The organism is Oerskovia sp. NPDC060338 (assembly GCF_042726295.1).
Lineage (GTDB): Bacteria > Actinomycetota > Actinomycetes > Actinomycetales > Cellulomonadaceae > Oerskovia > Oerskovia merdavium.
The window spans coordinates 67,647-83,456 of record NZ_JBHXCQ010000014.1; the positions used below are offsets into that span (position 1 = coordinate 67,647).

The following is a 15,810-nucleotide window of genomic DNA, read 5'->3' on the forward strand; positions in this document are numbered from 1 at the left end:
TAATATCGGGGGCCCACAGCTTGTGGGCGCCCTCCCCCCCCGCCCCGAGAGCCCCCATTTTGGTGTACTGCCACTTAAGCGGGCGCGGATCAGGGGCATCTACTCACTTCTCGGCGGAGGGTGCCGCGCTAGGCGAGCCCCGCGTCCCGCGCGACGATCGCGGCCTGCATGCGCGTCGTGACCTGGACCTTCGCGAGCACGCGCGACACATGGGTCTTGGCCGTGGCCTCGCTGATGAACAGCTCGTCGGCGATGCCCTGGTTCGACAGCCCGCGCCCGAGGGCCGCGAGCACGTCGACCTCGCGCGGTGTCAGCTCGGCCAGCCTCGCATCGCTCGGCCGCCCGCCCCCAGGGTGCCTGCTGCCCGCCCGTCCCGTGCCCGACGGCGCCGCTCGCCCCGCGAGGTGAGCGGCGCCGTCGGGCCGGGGGCCGGACGCGAACGCCGCCAGCAGGCGGCGCGTGACCTCGGGGGCCAGGACCCCGTCGCCCGCCGCGACCCGGCAGACCGCGTCGATGAGCGCGGCAGGCTCCGCGGTCTTGAGCAGGAACCCTGCGGCCCCGGCGCGCAGGGCCTCGTCGACGTACTCGTCGAGGTCGAACGTCGTGAGGACCAGGACCTCGGCGAGCTTCTCGGAGACGATCGTGCGCGTGGCCTCGATGCCGTCGACGCCGGGCATGCGCAGGTCCATGAGGACGACCTCGGGGCGCAGCGCGCGGGCGTTGGTGATCGCGGCCGCGCCGTCGCCGGCCTCGCCGACGACCTCGATGTCCGGGGCGGAGTCGAGCAGGAACCGGAGCCCGGCGCGGATCGCGGCGTGGTCGTCGGCGAGGAGGACGCGGATCATGCGGGCGCTCCGGGGCGATCGGCGGGACAGGGGGATGCCGGCGCGGCCGAGCGGCCCAGCGGCAGCGTGGCCCGGACCGACCAGGAGTCGCCCGCGGCGTCGGGGCCCGCCGCGAACGTGCCGCCCAGCGCCTCGGCGCGCTCACGCATCGTGAGCAGCCCGGTCCGGGTGCTCAGGCTCGGCGGGAGCGGCCGGGGCTCGTCGGTGAGGGAGCTCGCCACCTCGACCGTGAGGCGGTCGCGGCCCAGCCCGAGCACGACCTTCACGCGCGCACCCGGTGCGTGCTTGGCCGCGTTGGTCAGCGCTTCCTGCACGATCCGGTGCGCAGCCTGGTCGACGGCCGCGGGGAGCGTCGCCGAGCGGGCGCCGTCCGGGTCCTCGACGTCGACCGTGAGCCCTTGCGCGAGCGCCGACGCGAGGACGTCGTCGAGCCGGGCGAGCCGGGCGGGCGCGGCGACGGCCTCGCCCCCGAGCACCGTGGCTCTGCCGGCGGAACCGGTCCGGCCCACGCTCCGGCCACGTCCTGACCGCTGCTCCGTGGCCGTCGAAAGGTCCGGGGCGGCCGACCGGTCCGCGCCGGGCATGCTGCCCCGCGGCGAGACGTCCCGCGGCAGGTCCGAGCGCAGCAGCAGGATCATGGCGCGCATCTCCTCGAGCGACGTGATGCTGCTCGACCGCACGAGCTCGAGCGCGGCGCGGTCCCGCGCCGCATCCGGGGGAGACGCGAGCGCGGCCCCCGAGTGGATCGCGATGGCCGACAGGTGGGACGCGATGACGTCGTGCAGGTCACGTGCCATCGCGGCCCGCTCGGCGCGCACTGCCTCGTGCTGCCCGAGCGCCGCGATCTGCTCGAGGTCGGCCGCGCGCTGGGCCTCCAGGTCTGCCCGCTGCGTCTCGAGGTCGGCCCGCTCGGCGGCGAGGTCGGCGAGGTCCGACTTCTGCCGCACGTTCGCGGCCCACCAGAGCGGGGTCGCGAGGATCGCCGCGACCTGGATGCCGCCGAGTACGAACCCTTGCACGTCCCGGTAGTGCTCGCCCGTGAGCACGGCGACCGCGACGACGAGCACGCCGACGACGACCCCCACCACGGTCCGCAGCCGCTTGCTGCCGTGCAGGCCGCTCGCGTAGAGCAGGTCCCACAGGACCAGGACCATGCCGAGGCTGCCCCCGAACGACAGGTCGACGGCGAACGCGACGGCCCCCACCACGAGAGCGACCGCGGGGTGCTCGCGCTTGGCGGCGAGCGCGACGCACCCGACGAGCAGCGGCAGCACGTGCCACCAGCGCCCGTCGACCGTGACCAGCGGGGGGACCGCCCACACCCGTACGACGTCCACGAGCAGGAGCAGGACCCCGACCACGAACACCCCGACGGCGTTGTAGGCGTCGCCGCGCCTGCTGTCGGTGCGCAGGCCCGTGGTGACGGTGCCCACCGCGCGCCGCACGCGCGAGGCGGGGCGCGACGGGTCCTCGGCCGGTCCGGCCGGTCCGGCCGCCCGGGGACCTGGAGCGTCCGGGCCGCCACCACCGGAGTCGTCGTCGGGCACCGGCGCGGTCACGCCGTCCGACGCGGGAGCGGGCAGGGGATCGGGCACGTTCCCATCTCAGCACAGGGGGCCGGGCCGCGGATCGCCCGAACGATGTACGGCGCGGCGCTGCGTCCGGCAAGGATCGCCCGTCCGCCCGACGACAGGCCGTGCCGCGCGCAAGGAACCTCGTGACATGGAACTCCTTCCCCTCCTCGGCGCGCTCGTGGTCCTGGCCCTGGTCGACTCGACGAGCTTCGGGACCTTGCTGATCCCGGTGTGGCTGCTCATGACCCCGGGCCGGGTGCGGGTCGCGCGCATGCTCGTCTACCTGGCCACGATCGCCGGGTTCTACCTCGTGGTCGGTCTGGTCGTCGCGCTGGGCGCGGGCGCGTTCGCCGACGTCCTCGGACGGGTCGTCGAGACCCGACCGGCCCGCGTCGTCGAGCTGCTGCTCGGCGTCGGCCTGGTCGCGTACAGCTTCCGGATCGATCGCCGGTCCAAGGGGCCGTCCGACGGCCAGGGGCGCGTCCTGCGGTGGCGGGCCCGCGCGATGGGGACGTCGGGCGGGGACGGTGCGGCGCCGTCGGGCCTGCTGCCCCTGCCTGACGGCGGAGCGCACCCCGTGCGCGAGACCTCGCCTCGCGCGGCCGTCGCCACCGCTCCGGAGCCGGGATCCGTGCCGGCCCTCATGGGCCTCGCGCTGGGGGCCGCGGCGATCGAGCTCGCGTCGATGCTCCCGTACCTCGCGGCGATCGGGCTGCTCACCCAGGCAGGCCTGGGGTGGCCCGCGACCGGGCTGGTGCTGGCGGGGTACTGCGTCGTCATGGTGCTGCCCGCGCTCGTCCTGCTGGCCGGTCGTGTCCTCGCCGCCAAGCAGGTGGGTCCGCTGCTCGACCGGCTCAACGCGTGGATGACCAGGAACGCGGCGTCGACCACGGCGTGGGTCGTGGGGATCGTGGGCTTCCTGCTCGCGCGGGACGCCGCGGTGTGGCTCGGCTGGATGGGCTGAATGTCCGTGGAGCTTGCCGGAACGGCAACCTGACTTGCCTCGGACCGGGGTGCGGCCGCAAGGTCGGGAGTGACGGCCGTCCCGGGCCGGCCCCGACCCGAGGAGCGAGCGTGACCCAGCAGCACCACCACGAGGACGACCCTGCCCACGAGCACGGCCACGGCCACCAGCAGCACCACCACGACCAGGCGTTCTGGGACGAGCGCTACGGCTCGGCCGAGTCGGTGTGGAGCGGCAACCCGAACCCGCAGCTCGTCGCGCAGGTCGCGGACCTGACGCCGGGTCGCGCGCTCGACGTGGGCGCGGGCGAGGGCGCCGACTCGGTGTGGCTCGCGCGCCAGGGGTGGGACGTGGTCGGGCTCGACATCTCCCCGGTCGCGCTGGGCAAGGCCGCGGCGCACGCGGTCATCTCCGGTGTCGCGGAGCGGGTCGAGTGGCGCCAGGCGGACCTGCTCGAGTGGGAGCCGGGCGACGAGCGGTTCGACCTCGTCACGGCCCACTTCATGCACCTGCCGGCAGACCTGCGCCGGCAGGTCTTCCCGCGCCTCGCGCAGGCCGTGGCGCCGGGCGGGCGCCTGCTCGTCGTCGGGCACCACCCCGAGGACCACGAGACCGTGCGCAAGGACTTCGACGAGCACTTCTTCTACACGGGCGACGGCCTGCTCGCCGAGCTCGACCTGGACGGGTGGACCGTCGAGACGAACGATGCCCCCACGCGCGACATGGCGGGCCCCGACGGGGAGCCCGTCACGATCCGCGACACGGTGCTGCGGGTGCGGCGCCCCTAGCACCCCGCCGCGTTCCCCCTAGGGTGCGACGCGGAGCGTGATCCCGTCCGGCCCCGCCTCGAGGTCGGTCACGTGGGCCGTCGAGCCGTCGGGCAGCCGCACGACGAGCCGGTCGCTGCCGTTCGAGCGCACGCGCGCGTACTGGAGCCGGGTCGTCAGGTCGTGGATGCCGAGCGGCCGGGTGCCGTCGCCGGCAGCGGCTGGGGGCGTGGCAGGTGCGTCGTGCTGCTCGACGGCGTCGCTCACCGCGGCGGTCGGGTGCGGTGCCCCCTGGAGCGGGGCCGGGGCAGGGCCGGCCTCGTAGGACTGGAGCGTGCTGACGATCGCGTCGATGAGCTCGTCGACCTCGGTGACGTCGTAGCCCTCACGCCACTTCGTGGGCGAGAACCGGACGCTTCGCGCCTCGACCGAGGTGAGCAGTCCCGGGCCGGGACGGCCGCCCGCCTCGTACGCCTTGAGCGTTGCGCTGACGTCGTCGAGGTAGATGTCGACCTGCTCGACGTCGTAGCCCTCGCGGAACTTGGTCGCGGTGAACGTCGTGTCCAGGACCTGCTGGGCGGTCAGCATGCGGGGCTCCGATGGGTGGGGTGGGACGGAGGTCGACGCCGGGCCGGGACCGAGGGCCCCGGCCCGGCGTCAGGAACGTCAGTTGGCAGAGGCTGCCGACGACGTGGACGACCCGTTCGAGGCGGGCTGGCCACCCAGGTGCCCACCGGCCAGCCCGGCGATGAGCTGGTTGATGTCGACACCCGTGAGCTGCTTGATGACCTGCTGCCCCTCGCCCAGGACCGACGCGACGTTCTTGGTGACCGCGCTCGCGCCGTCGGTCGAGATGACGGTCATGCCCTGGATCTTGCCGATGGGCTCGGCCGCGGCGCGGACGATCTCCGGCAGGCGCTCGATGAGCTCCTGGACAAGGGCCGCCTCGCCGTACTTCTTGAGCGCCTCGGCCTTGGCGTCGGTCGCGACGGCCTCAGCACGTCCCTCGGCCTCGACCGCGAACGCGCGCGCCTCACCCTCGGCCTTGATACCGACGGCCAGGGCGACCTGACGGTCACGCTCGGCCTCGCCGGCACGACGGACGGCTGCCGCAGAGGCCTCGGCGTCCTGGATCGCCGCGGTCTTGTTGGCCTCGGCGATCGTGGTGCGCTTGTACGCGTCGGCCTCGGTGGCGGCGTTCGACGAGTCACGCTGGGCGTTGGCTCGCTGGACCTCGGCGTAGGCCGCGGCCTCGGCGGGCTTGCGGATCTCGATGTCGAGGCGCTCCTGCGTCACGCGAGCCTGCTCGGACAGCGCCTCGCGCTCCTCGACCGCGACGAGTCGCTCCTGCTCGGCGCGCGCGAGCTGGCCCGCGGCCTCGGCCTCGGCGTTGGCCTTGTCGGTCTCGGCCTTGATGATGGCGCGCTTGAGGTCGAGGGCCTTCTGGCGCTCGGCGATCTGCTCGGCGGCGTCGATCGCGGCGAACTCGGACGCGCGCTGGGCCTCGGCCTCGGAGACCTCGGCGACCTGGCGGGCGCGGGCGGCCTCGGCACGACCGAGGTTGGCGAGGTAGTCGGAGCCCGGGGTCGAGATGTCCGAGATGTTGAGGAGGTCGACCTGCAGGCCCTGCTCCGAGAGGTCCGTCTTGGTGGACTCGACGACGCGGTCCGAGAGGCCCTTGCGGTCGGAGATGATCTGCTCGATCGTCATGTCGCCCACGATCGAGCGCAGCGAGCCCTCGAGGGACTCCTTGATGATCTCGGTCAGCGTGCCCTGCTGGGACAGGAAGCGCTGGGCCGCGCGACGCACGCCCTCCTCGTCGCCGCGGACCTTGAAGTTGATCGACGCCTTGATGGCGATCTTGATGCGGTTCTTGTCCACGCCCTCGACCGTGATGCCGATCTGGCGCTGCTCGAGCGAGATGGAGAAGCCCTGCTGGAGGATGGGCCACACGAACGTGCGGCCGCCCGTGACGACACGCTGGCCCGTCCCGGCGGCCTCCTTGCGGCCTGCGCCGCGCCCGACGATGATCAGGGCCTCGTTCGGGGGAACGCGGCGGATGCGCTTGGCGATGAACGTGATGATCGCGAAGAACGCGATGATCAGGGCGATCGTGGCGATGATGCCGACGACGTTGGAATCTTCGAGCATGTCGGTACGCGCCTGCGGCGCGACTCCTTTCGGTGGCGGGTCGTGCGAGCGGGTCGTGCGGGTCGTGCCGTGGTGCGGTGGTGCTGCTGGGGTTCCCCGGGGCGTCCGGGTGAGCGCCCCGGACGAACGGGTCAGTCGTTGGGGTAGTGGCGCCGGACGCGCACGCGCGTGCCGGACTGCTCGAGGACCACGACGCGCGCTCCGGTCGGGATGGGCTCGTCGGCCCAGGCGAGGCGTCGTTCGAGCTCGTGCGCTGCGTCGAGCGAGACCTCGCCGGTCGCGGTCGAGATGTCGCTGGTCGCGGTGCCCTGGACACCGACGAGGGACACGGGCACGGCGTCGTCGGACTCGCGCAGCTTCTTGGTGAGCACGTGCACGAGGAGGACCACGAGGACCGCGAGGACCGCGGAGCCGACGTAGGCGAGGACGATCGGCAGGTCGTTCGACACGACGATCGCACCGGTCGCGCCGAACACGATGGCTCCGACGCCGAGCGAGGTGCCCGACACGGCACCGTCGCCGAGCTCGATGAACTCACCGAGGATCATCGAGAACAGGACGAGAGCCAGCCCGACGATGCCGACGACGACGAACGTGATCACCGTGAACCCCCTGGGGTCGGTCACGCCCGCCGTCGAGCACTGGTCGCCCGAGCATTTGACGCGATCGTGAACTTGCCCGAACTCTATCGTGACTCGCAGAGGCCCTCCGACGAGATGGGTACTCCGCACCATGCACCGTGCGGCCCTCGTCGGTCGCCCCCTGGCCGGGGCGCGTCGCGAGTGCCGCGACGGAGTGCGGGCGGCTCGGCTCCGACGGCCGGTCCGTGGCGTCAGCGGGAGATCTGGTCGAGCAGCACGCCGAGGTTCCCCGCGGCGGTGTCCTGGTAGCCCTGGACCCATTCGCCCTGGTAGCCACGCGGGGCGACCTCGGTCACGAGCAGCGCGCTCAGGTATGCGCGGTACAGGAGCAGGCGGACGTCGCCCGCCTCGAGCGTGCTCGCCCCGGGCCTCGCCCGCCCGACGACGTCGCGCCCGTCCGGTGCGCCGCCGTCGGGCCGGATTTCACCCGGGACGGGCAGCGCGAACCACGGCTCGGCGACCGGGAGCCGGCCCCCCGCGTCGCGATAGCCCGCGAGCAGCGCGGGCGGGACCGGGCCGAGCCCGAGCTGGTCGGCTCCTGCGAGCTCGTACAGCGGGTCGCCCCACAGGCTGCGCTCGGTGTCGATCACGCCGCTCAGGCGCAGCATCGACGACGCGTCGGGGGAGAGGAAGAGGTTGCCGGGCCACAGGTCGGTGTGGACGAGCGTGGGGACCGTGACCTCGGTGAGCGCGTCGTGGTGGTCCGCGAGTGCGCCCCGCAGCGCGTCGGCGGGCAGCTCGACGCCCCACGTCTCGGCGTCGGCGAGCAGGGCCTCGACCATGAGGCCGAACGCCTCGGGCCAGGTCGGGGCGCTGAGGCCCGACGCCTGCGCCGGGTACCCGAAGGCCTCGCCCGTCACGGTGTGCAGGCGGGCCATGAAGGCCCCGAGGTCGTGCCGGACGCGGTCGGTCGCGCCGTCGTCGAGCGGGGGCAGGGTGTTCCACACCTCGCCGTCGAGGAACGACACGACGAGCGCGTCGCCGTCGACCAGGGTGCGGCTGAAGTCGCTGTGGACCACGCGCGGCATGAGCAGGTCGGGACGGTCGGCCGTGCGCCGGTAGACCTCCTCCTCGGTGCCGAGGATCCCGTGCTCGTAGCGCAGGAGCCGGGACGTGTCGGCGCTCGTGACCTTCACGACGTAGCGCTGCCCGTCCGTGAGGTCGACGCGGTAGGTCGAGGCGAACATCCCGCCGTCCAGGGGGCTGGCCGAGGCGACCTCCCCGAGCGGGGCGAGCAGGCGGGCGAGCTGGTCGTCGGTGACCGTCATCTTGGTGAGCACGCCCGAGATCGTATCGATTCGACGGGCTGGGCGGAAGGCCCCTCTGCGCGTGGCCCTCGGTGCGCGGCCGGCCGTCAGGAGCGCACCGCGGTATCGACCGGTCCAGCCCTGACGACCAATCTCTTGCCGTGCCGGCAAGTCATCCATAGACTTGCCAGCATGGAAAACGACTTCCGCGAGGACGAGCCTCCGGGTGGTGCGCCCGGGCTCTCCCCGGCGCAGGCGCGGGCAGCGCTCGAGGGGCTCGACGCCGACGGGGCGACGCTCGCGGAGCGCGCGGTCACGCCCTGGTGGTACCACCTGACGCTCGGCGCGATCGTGGCGGTGATCATCTGCACCCAGGCGCTGCCGTCGCCGGCCTCGCTCATCGCGCTGCCGGTCGCCCTGTTCGCGCTGCCGGTCCTCGTCCTCGTCTACCGCCGTCGCTACGGCCTGTGGTTCAGCCAGCCGGCGGGACCGCGGTCGAAGCGCATCTACCAGGCCCTGCTGGCGACCATCGTGCTCTGCTTCGGGGCCATGCTGCTCATCAGGTTCACCGAGATCGAGTACGCGTGGGTGCTGGTGCCGGCGTCTGTCGGGTTCGTCGCGGCGGTCGTGCTCGGCCCGCTGTACGACAAGGCCTTCCGGCGCGAGCTGGCCGGGCAGGGGCGCGAGGACCGGTGAGTACCGCCCCAGCGTTCAACGAGCTCATCCACTCGCCCGTGCGCCTGCGCATCTGCGGGGTGCTCCGTCGGGGGGCGGAGCTCGAGTTCGCGGTGCTGCGCGACACGCTCGGGCTGAGCGACGCGAACCTGTCCAAGAACCTCCGGGTGCTCGGCGACGCCGGGTTCGTCACGGTGCGCAAGGAGAGCTCCCCGGACCGGAGCGACGCGCGCCGCCTCACCTGGGTCACGCTCACCCCGGACGGGCGGCGCGCCGTCGAGGCCCACCTCGCCGCGCTCGCGCAGATCGCCGCCGGCTGATCCCGGGGCCGCTCGCGCGTACCGGCGCTACAGCCGGGGCACGTTCCGCAGGTTCGCCCGGGCCATCGACACGACCTCGCCCATGCCGCCGCCCAGGACCTCCTTGCTCATCGCGACCGCGAAGCCGCGCACCTGCCCGGCCGTGATGGTCGGGGGCAGCGACAGCGCGCGCGGGTCGGTCACGACGTCCACCAGGGCCGGACCCGGGCGCGAGAGGGCCCCGCGCAGCGCGCCGCGCACGTCCTTGGCGCGCTCGACGCGCACCGACGGGATCCCGATCGCGTTCGCCACCGCGGCGTAGTCGATGTGGGGCGACTCGGTGCCGAACATGGGCAGCCCGTCGACGAGCATCTCGAGGCGCACCATGCCCAGGCTCGCGTTGTCGAACAGCACGACCTTCACGGGCAGCTCGTAGGCCTTGATCGTGATGAGCTCGCCCAGGAGCATCGAGAGCCCGCCGTCGCCCGCCATCGCGACGACCTGGCGGTCGGGCTGGGCGGCCGCGACACCGATCGCGTGCGGCACCGCGTTGGCCATGGACCCGTGCAGGAACGACCCGATCACGCGGCGCTTGCCGTTGGGGCTGATGTAGCGGGCGGCCCAGACGTTGCACATGCCCGTGTCCACGGTGAAGACCGCGTCGTCCGCGGCCTCCTGGTCCAGGAGGTCGGCGACGTACTCGGGGTGGATGGGCGAGTGCTTCTCGACGTCCTTGGTGTACGCCCCCACCACGCCTGTCATCGACTTCTCGTGCTTGGCGACCATGCCGTCGAGGAACGAGCGGTTCTTGGCCGTGTTGACGAGGGGCATGAGGAGCCGCACGGTCTCGCCCACGTCGCCGACCACGGCGACGTCGAGCCGCGTCCGCCGGCCCAGGTGCGTCGGGTCGGTGTCGACCTGCGCGGTGCGCACGGACTCGGGCAGGAACTGGTCGTACGGGAAGTCGGTGCCGAGCAGGACCAGGAGGTCGGCCTCCTGCATCGCGTCGTGCGCGGCGCCGTACCCCAGGAGCCCGCTCATCCCGACGTCGAACGGGTTGTCGTACTGGATCCACTCCTTGCCGCGCAGCGAGTGGCCGATCGGTGCCGCGATCTTGTCGGCGAGCGCGATCACGTCGTCGTGCGCGCCGCGCGTCCCGGCTCCCGCGAAGATCGTGACCTTCTTGGCCTTGTTGATCGCGTCGGCCAGCGTCCGCAGTGCGTCGGGGTCCGGGACGATCCGTGGCCTGGCCGGGTGCACCGCGACGTCGATGATCTCGGCCGCGGCGTCGAGGTCGGCGACGTCGCCGGGGATCGTCAGGACCGAGACCCCCGGGGCGCCGTAGGCGTGGTGGATCGCGGAGTTGATGACGCGCGGCGCCTGCTTGGCCGACGAGATCATCTCGGAGTACACCGAGCACTCGGTGAACAGGCGGTCGGGGTGCGTCTCCTGGAAGAAGCTCGTGCCGATCTGCGCGCTGGGGATGTGGCTCGCGATCGCGAGGACGGGCACCTTCGAGCGGTTGGCGTCGTAGAGCCCGTTGATGAGGTGGAGGTTGCCCGGGCCGCACGAGCCCGCGCACACCGCGAGCTTCCCGGTGACCTCGGCCTCGGCCGCAGCGGCGAACGCCGCGGACTCCTCGTGGCGCACGTGCACCCACTCGATGCCCTTGCCCTTGCCCTTCTGGCTGCGCCGCACCGCGTCGACCACGGGGTTGAGGCTGTCGCCCACGATCCCGTAGATGCGTTCGACCCCGGCCTCGATGAGCTGGGCGACGAGCAGGTCGGCGACCGTCCTGTTCCGCTTGTCCTGGGGACGACCGAGACCGAGTGCCATGGGAGAACCTCCGCACGAGGGGAAAGGGGGACCTTTCCATCGTGCGCTCGAAATCGGCAGGATGCAGCCGCTGGGGCCGTTCCGCTCGTCACGTCCGTGCGTCACAGCGCTCGTGCGGACGGTCGCGCGGGCGCGCAGGACGGTGGCCCGACGGCGCCGCTCACCGCGAGCAGTCGGGTCGCCCGGTGCGGTCGTGGCGTCGGGCGGGACGCCCGCCGCGGACGGGGCGCGCACCGCCTGGGGCGCGCGCCGCCGTCGGGCCTGCGGACGGGCCGTCAGGCCGAGACGGGACCGTCCTCCGGGAGGTCCGCCACGCCGGTGCTGTCAGGACCTTCGGTGCTGTCCGAGCCCTCCGAGCCCTCCGAGCCTTCCGTGCCGGGCGCACCCCGGCGCAGGACGCGCGTCGAGGCGAGGACCGCGATCACCGCGACACCCGCGGCGATCATGACGACCTGGAAGCCCGCGTGCGCTCCCGCGGCGTCGATCCGCGACCCCGCGATCGACGCGCCGAACGAGACGCCGACGCCCAGCGACGTGCCGACCCAGGCGAGCCCCTCGGTGAGCTGGTGCGGGGTCACGAGGTTCTGCACCAGGGCGTTGCCGTTGATGAGCGTGGGAGCGATGGTGAAGCCCGTGACGAACATGACGACCGCGAGCACGGGCAGCGACGTGACGACGAAGAACAGGGACACGCCCAGCGCGAGCGCGACCATGCCGATCGTGAACCGCTTCCACAGCGGCGAGACCCAGTGGCGCGCGCCGTACGCGAGACCCGAGATGAGCGAGCCCATCGCGAAGACGCCCAGGATGAGCCCCGACGCCGACTTGGACCCCTGCTCCTCGGCGAACGCGATGGTCGAGACGTCGGTCGCGCCGAAGATGAGGCCCATCGCGACGAACACGACCGCGAGCACGATCATGCCGGGCGAGCGCATCGCCGAGCGGTGCTTGACCCCCGGGACCGCGGGCATGACGGGAGGTTCGGTGCGGCGCTGCGACAGGAACCAGACGCCGCCCACCAGGGCGGCGACCATGGGGACGATGATCCCGGCCGAGTCGGTGACCTCGGTCGCGAGCAGCGTCGCGAGGACCGGGCCGACGACGAAGACGAGCTCGTCGAGCGCCGACTCGAGCGAGTAGGCCGTGTGGAGCTGGCGCGGGTCGCTCACGACGTGGGTCCAGCGCGCGCGGACCATCGAGCCGTACGAGCCGATGCTCGCGCCGGCGACGATCGCGGTCACGTAGAGCCACACCTCGGGCGCCTGGTTGACGGCCGAGAGGACGAGCCCATCCGGCCCAGCGTGCTCACGACGAGCATGGGGCGCATGACCTTGGCCTGGCCCACCCGGTCGACGTAGCGGGCGATCTGCGGCGAGGCGATGGCCTGCGCGATCACGTAGGCCGCGGAGACGCGCCCGGCCAGGGCGTACGAGCCGTAGATGCCCTGGATCATCAGGACGATCCCGATCCCGACCATGGACATCGGGAGCCGGGCCACGACGGCGGCTGCCGAGAAGTTCAGCGCCCCCGGCTTGCTGAGGACGACGCGGTAGGGGTTGCGGGAGTCGTCTGCCGCTGCACGGGGGGAGTCTTGGACCACCGTCTCAGTCTCCCATCGGTTGCCGCGTCGCAGAGCGTCTGCGGGGCGTGATCCTCAGCGCAGTGCCGGCCTGGTCGAGGGCCCCTTCGTAGTGTCACCGCTCGACCGGGCGCGCGCGAACCGCACGAGGCCCGCATGATGAACGGGTGAGCGAGCAGACGCAGGCGATCACGATCGTCGACAACCCGGCGCAGGAGCGGTTCGAGGCACGCACGCCCGAGGGCGACGTGGCGGGGTTCGCGGCGTACGTGCGACAACCCGGTCAGGTCGTGTTCACGCACACCGAGGTCGACGACGTCTACGCGGGCAACGGGATCGGGTCGTCGCTCGCACGCGGCGCGCTCGACCAGGTGCGTGCGTCGGGGGACAAGGTGGTGCCGTTGTGCCCGTTCATCCGGGCGTTCGTGCAGCTCCACGAGGAGTACCAGGACCTCGTCGCGCGCTGACGCCTGCCGTCTCGTGAACGACCGAGCGGGGCAGGACGTCGTCAGTGACGACGTCCTGCCCCGCTCGAGGTCTGCCCGGGTGCTGCGCGCAGGCCCGGATCAGGCGATGGTCGCGGAGAGCGCGACCTCCTGGCGCAGGTCGTGGTTCAGGTCGCCCGCGGCGTCGGCCGGGGTCAGCGTGACCTCGAACTCGATGGGCGAGCCGGGCTGGTGCTTGAAGTTCTCGCCGTACGCGACGGACTGCCCCGGCGCGAGGATGAACGGGGCCTCGCCCGAGCCCGGGGTGATCGGGGAGTCGACGACCCCGGCAGCCTCGAAGAGCGCGCTGTCGACGATGCTGTCCATGCCCTGCATGTAGGGCCAGTCGGCGTAGCGCGCGTCGACGCCCACGATCGAGTAGGTCAGCGGCAGGTCGGCGTCGCCCGTGTTGGTCAGGACGTAGTTGACGAACACGATCGGGTCGCCCGGGTTGAGGATCGGCTTGCCCGACTCGTCGGCGAACTGGCCGGTCTTCGTCGCGACCGCGGTGCTCACCTGGTAGATGTCCACGGTGAAGCCGTCGCCCTCGGCCGTGCCGAGCTGGGTGCCGACGACCTCGTTGGTCGCGGCCCACGCGGGCTTGTCGCCCGTGGCGGCCGGCTCGGCCTCCTCCTCGGACCCGGCCTCGGTGTCCTCCGCAGGGGTCTCCTCGGTCTCCGGCTCGACGCTCGTCGAGGCCGACGTGGTCTCCTCGGGAGCGGTGTCACCCGAGCAGGCGGACAGGCCGAGGACGGCGACGAGGGCGAAGGGCAGTGCGAGGGCTGCTCGTGACGTGCGCATGGGAACTCCAGAGGATCGACGAGGGGACGCTTCGATACTAGGAGTAGAGACGTGAGGTGCACCGTGATTCTGATGGTGAGAACTGCCCATGTGAGATACCCGACGGCGAGGGTCCTGGGCACTGCGGCGTGCTACGTCGACGGGGTGGGGTGCGGGGAAGGCGAGGTGCCCGACGGCGGCGCGCGACGCCGTCGGGCACCTCGCCCCGGGCGTCAGCCGGCCAGGGCGTCCGAGACGACCTGCTTGGCCTCGTCCTGCACCTGCGTCAGGTGCTCGGCCGAGACGAACGACTCGGCATAGATCTTGTAGACGTTCTCCGTGCCCGAGGGGCGCGCCGCGAACCACGCGTTCTCCGTGGTGACCTTGAGGCCGCCGATCGCCGCGCCGTTGCCCGGCGCCGTGGTCAGCTTCGCGGTGATCTCCTCGCCCGCGAGCGTCGTCGACGTGACCTGCTCGGGGCTCAGCCTCGCGAGCGCCGACTTCTCCTCGAGCGAGGCCGGGGCGTCGACGCGGGCGTACCAGGACTCGCCGTACTGCTCGACGAGCCGGGCGTGGTGCTGGGACGGGGTCTTGCCCGTGGTCGCGAGGATCTCCGAGGCGAGCAGCGCGAGCAGCAGGCCGTCCTTGTCCGTGGTCCACACCCCGCCGTTGGTCCGCAGGAACGAGGCGCCCGCGGACTCCTCGCCGCCGAACCCGACCGAGCCGTCGAGCAGGCCCGGCACGAACCACTTGAAGCCCACCGGCACCTCCTCGACGCGGCGACCGATCCCCGCCCCCACCCGGTCGATGAGCGACGACGACACGAGCGTCTTGCCGATCGCTGCGTCCGGGCGCCAGCCGGGACGGGCCCCGCCGTACAGGTAGTCGATCGCGACCGCGAGGTAGTGGTTGGGGTTCATGAGGCCCGCGTCCGGGGTCACGATCCCGTGGCGGTCCGAGTCCGCGTCGTTGCCCGTCGCGATGTCGAACGTCGACGTCGCGTCCGGGTCCGTCATCTTCTGCACGAGCGAGGCCATGGCGTACGGCGACGAGCAGTCCATGCGGATCTTGCCGTCCCAGTCGAGCGTCATGAAGGCCCACCGCGGGTCCACCTGCGGGTTCACGACCGTCAGGTCCAGGCCGTAGCGCTCGCCGATCTCTCCCCAGTACTCGACCGAGGCCCCGCCGAGAGGGTCGGCGCCGATCGCGACGCCCGCGCCACGGATCGCCTCGAGGTCCAGGACCGAGGCCAGGTCGTCGACGTACGCCGTGAGGAAGTCGTGGCGGTGCGTGGTCTCGGCCGTCAGCGCACGCTCGAGCGGGACCCGCTCGACCTGCCCGACGCCCGCGCGCAGGATCTCGTTCGCACGGTCCGCGATCCAGCCCGTCGCCTCCGAGTCGGCGGGACCGCCGTGCGGCGGGTTGTACTTGAAACCGCCGTCGCGCGGCGGGTTGTGCGACGGCGTCACGACGATCCCGTCCGCGAGCTCGGGGCCCGAGGTGCGGACCCCGGCCTCGGTGGCCGCACCGTTGTGCAGCAGGATCGACTGGGACACGGCCGGGGTCGGGGTGTAGGAGTCGCGCGCGTCGATGTACGTCTGGACGCCAGCGGCCGTCAGGACCTCGATCGCGGTCTGCCACGCGGGCAGCGACAGCGCGTGCGTGTCGCGACCGATGAAGAGAGGGCCGTCGGTGCCCTGGGCGCGCCGGTACTCGACGATCGCCGCGGTGATCGCGAGGATGTGCGCCTCGTTGAACGCGTGGTCCAGGCTCGACCCGCGGTGGCCCGACGTCCCGAACACCACCTTCTGCGCCGGGTCGTCGACGTCGGGGGAGAGGTCGTAGTAGGCGCCGACCACGGCGTCCACGTCGATGAGGTCCTGGGGCTGGGCGAGGGTTCCGGCGCGGGGGTCCATGCGACGATCCTGCCACTGGTCAGGGCGTCGCGGGAGGTCTGTCCCGGGAGG

16 protein-coding genes are annotated in these 15,810 nt (G+C 72.7%); 5 read left to right on the plus strand and 11 right to left on the minus strand.

Features of this window, described 5'->3' with window-relative positions; all coding sequences use genetic code 11:
* Positions 1-128 precede the first annotated feature (128 nt).
* Both ACFWGN_RS17405 and ACFWGN_RS17410 read right to left on the minus strand, forming a co-directional pair.
* Entirely contained in the window at positions 129-845 is a 717-nt protein-coding gene (locus ACFWGN_RS17405) for a response regulator (protein WP_377618592.1), read from the minus strand.
* The gene (locus tag ACFWGN_RS17410; protein WP_377618594.1) at positions 842-2,440 is read right to left on the minus strand and encodes a sensor histidine kinase; all 1,599 of its coding nucleotides are present in this window, start codon (positions 2,438-2,440) and stop codon (positions 842-844) included. The genes ACFWGN_RS17405 and ACFWGN_RS17410 overlap by 4 nt, the downstream gene beginning before the upstream one ends.
* Before the next feature lie 127 nt (positions 2,441-2,567).
* Here ACFWGN_RS17410 and ACFWGN_RS17415 point away from each other — a divergent pair, with 127 nt between their 5' ends.
* Together ACFWGN_RS17415 and ACFWGN_RS17420 are read left to right on the plus strand one after the other, a co-directional pair.
* Positions 2,568-3,383, plus strand: a complete 816-nt coding sequence (locus tag ACFWGN_RS17415) for a GAP family protein (protein WP_377618596.1) — start codon at positions 2,568-2,570, stop codon at positions 3,381-3,383.
* 110 nt (positions 3,384-3,493) lie between these two features.
* The gene (locus ACFWGN_RS17420; protein ID WP_377618598.1) at positions 3,494-4,171 is read left to right on the plus strand and encodes a class I SAM-dependent methyltransferase; all 678 of its coding nucleotides are present in this window, start codon (positions 3,494-3,496) and stop codon (positions 4,169-4,171) included.
* A gap of 18 nt (positions 4,172-4,189) precedes the next feature.
* Here ACFWGN_RS17420 and ACFWGN_RS17425 read toward each other — a convergent pair whose 3' ends face one another.
* From ACFWGN_RS17425 to ACFWGN_RS17440, 4 genes are all read right to left on the minus strand, one after another.
* Complete coding sequence (locus tag ACFWGN_RS17425; protein ID WP_377618599.1) at positions 4,190-4,738, minus strand: DivIVA domain-containing protein; 549 nt, start codon at positions 4,736-4,738, stop codon at positions 4,190-4,192.
* A gap of 78 nt (positions 4,739-4,816) precedes the next feature.
* The gene (locus tag ACFWGN_RS17430; RefSeq protein WP_377618601.1) at positions 4,817-6,301 is read right to left on the minus strand and encodes a flotillin family protein; all 1,485 of its coding nucleotides are present in this window, start codon (positions 6,299-6,301) and stop codon (positions 4,817-4,819) included.
* A gap of 131 nt (positions 6,302-6,432) precedes the next feature.
* The gene (locus tag ACFWGN_RS17435) at positions 6,433-6,927 is read right to left on the minus strand and encodes an NfeD family protein (RefSeq protein WP_377618602.1); all 495 of its coding nucleotides are present in this window, start codon (positions 6,925-6,927) and stop codon (positions 6,433-6,435) included.
* A 206-nt stretch (positions 6,928-7,133) separates the two neighbouring features.
* Positions 7,134-8,222, minus strand: coding sequence for a phosphotransferase family protein (locus ACFWGN_RS17440; RefSeq protein WP_377618604.1), 1,089 nt, complete (start codon positions 8,220-8,222; stop codon positions 7,134-7,136).
* A 159-nt stretch (positions 8,223-8,381) separates the two neighbouring features.
* On the opposite strand from ACFWGN_RS17440, the gene ACFWGN_RS17445 reads away from it, so the two are divergent.
* Together ACFWGN_RS17445 and ACFWGN_RS17450 are read left to right on the plus strand one after the other, a co-directional pair.
* Positions 8,382-8,885, plus strand: a complete 504-nt coding sequence (locus ACFWGN_RS17445) for a hypothetical protein (RefSeq protein ID WP_377618606.1) — start codon at positions 8,382-8,384, stop codon at positions 8,883-8,885.
* Positions 8,882-9,184, plus strand: a complete 303-nt coding sequence (locus ACFWGN_RS17450) for a transcriptional regulator (protein WP_377618607.1) — start codon at positions 8,882-8,884, stop codon at positions 9,182-9,184. Before ACFWGN_RS17445 ends, ACFWGN_RS17450 begins: the two co-directional genes overlap by 4 nt.
* 27 nt (positions 9,185-9,211) lie before the next feature.
* On the opposite strand, the gene ACFWGN_RS17455 is transcribed toward ACFWGN_RS17450, so the two are convergent.
* The 3 genes from ACFWGN_RS17455 to ACFWGN_RS17465 form a co-directional block, all read right to left on the minus strand.
* Positions 9,212-10,999 carry a pyruvate dehydrogenase gene (locus ACFWGN_RS17455; RefSeq protein ID WP_377618609.1) on the minus strand — a complete coding sequence of 596 codons (1,788 nt, stop codon included), beginning with the start codon at positions 10,997-10,999 and terminating at the stop codon, positions 9,212-9,214.
* Between the two features lie 275 nt (positions 11,000-11,274).
* Positions 11,275-12,240, minus strand: coding sequence for an MFS transporter (locus ACFWGN_RS17460; RefSeq protein ID WP_377618611.1), 966 nt, complete (start codon positions 12,238-12,240; stop codon positions 11,275-11,277).
* Positions 12,237-12,599, minus strand: a complete 363-nt coding sequence (locus ACFWGN_RS17465; protein WP_377618613.1) for a hypothetical protein — start codon at positions 12,597-12,599, stop codon at positions 12,237-12,239. The genes ACFWGN_RS17460 and ACFWGN_RS17465 overlap by 4 nt, the downstream gene beginning before the upstream one ends.
* 146 nt (positions 12,600-12,745) lie before the next feature.
* On the opposite strand from ACFWGN_RS17465, the gene ACFWGN_RS17470 reads away from it, so the two are divergent.
* Complete coding sequence (locus tag ACFWGN_RS17470; RefSeq protein WP_068623464.1) at positions 12,746-13,045, plus strand: GNAT family N-acetyltransferase; 300 nt, start codon at positions 12,746-12,748, stop codon at positions 13,043-13,045.
* 99 nt (positions 13,046-13,144) lie between these two features.
* Here ACFWGN_RS17470 and ACFWGN_RS17475 read toward each other — a convergent pair whose 3' ends face one another.
* Together ACFWGN_RS17475 and pgm are read right to left on the minus strand one after the other, a co-directional pair.
* The gene (locus ACFWGN_RS17475; RefSeq protein ID WP_377618615.1) at positions 13,145-13,864 is read right to left on the minus strand and encodes a hypothetical protein; all 720 of its coding nucleotides are present in this window, start codon (positions 13,862-13,864) and stop codon (positions 13,145-13,147) included.
* A 212-nt stretch (positions 13,865-14,076) separates the two neighbouring features.
* Complete coding sequence (gene pgm / locus ACFWGN_RS17480; protein ID WP_377618617.1) at positions 14,077-15,759, minus strand: phosphoglucomutase (alpha-D-glucose-1,6-bisphosphate-dependent); 1,683 nt, start codon at positions 15,757-15,759, stop codon at positions 14,077-14,079.
* Positions 15,760-15,810: the final 51 nt, after the last annotated feature.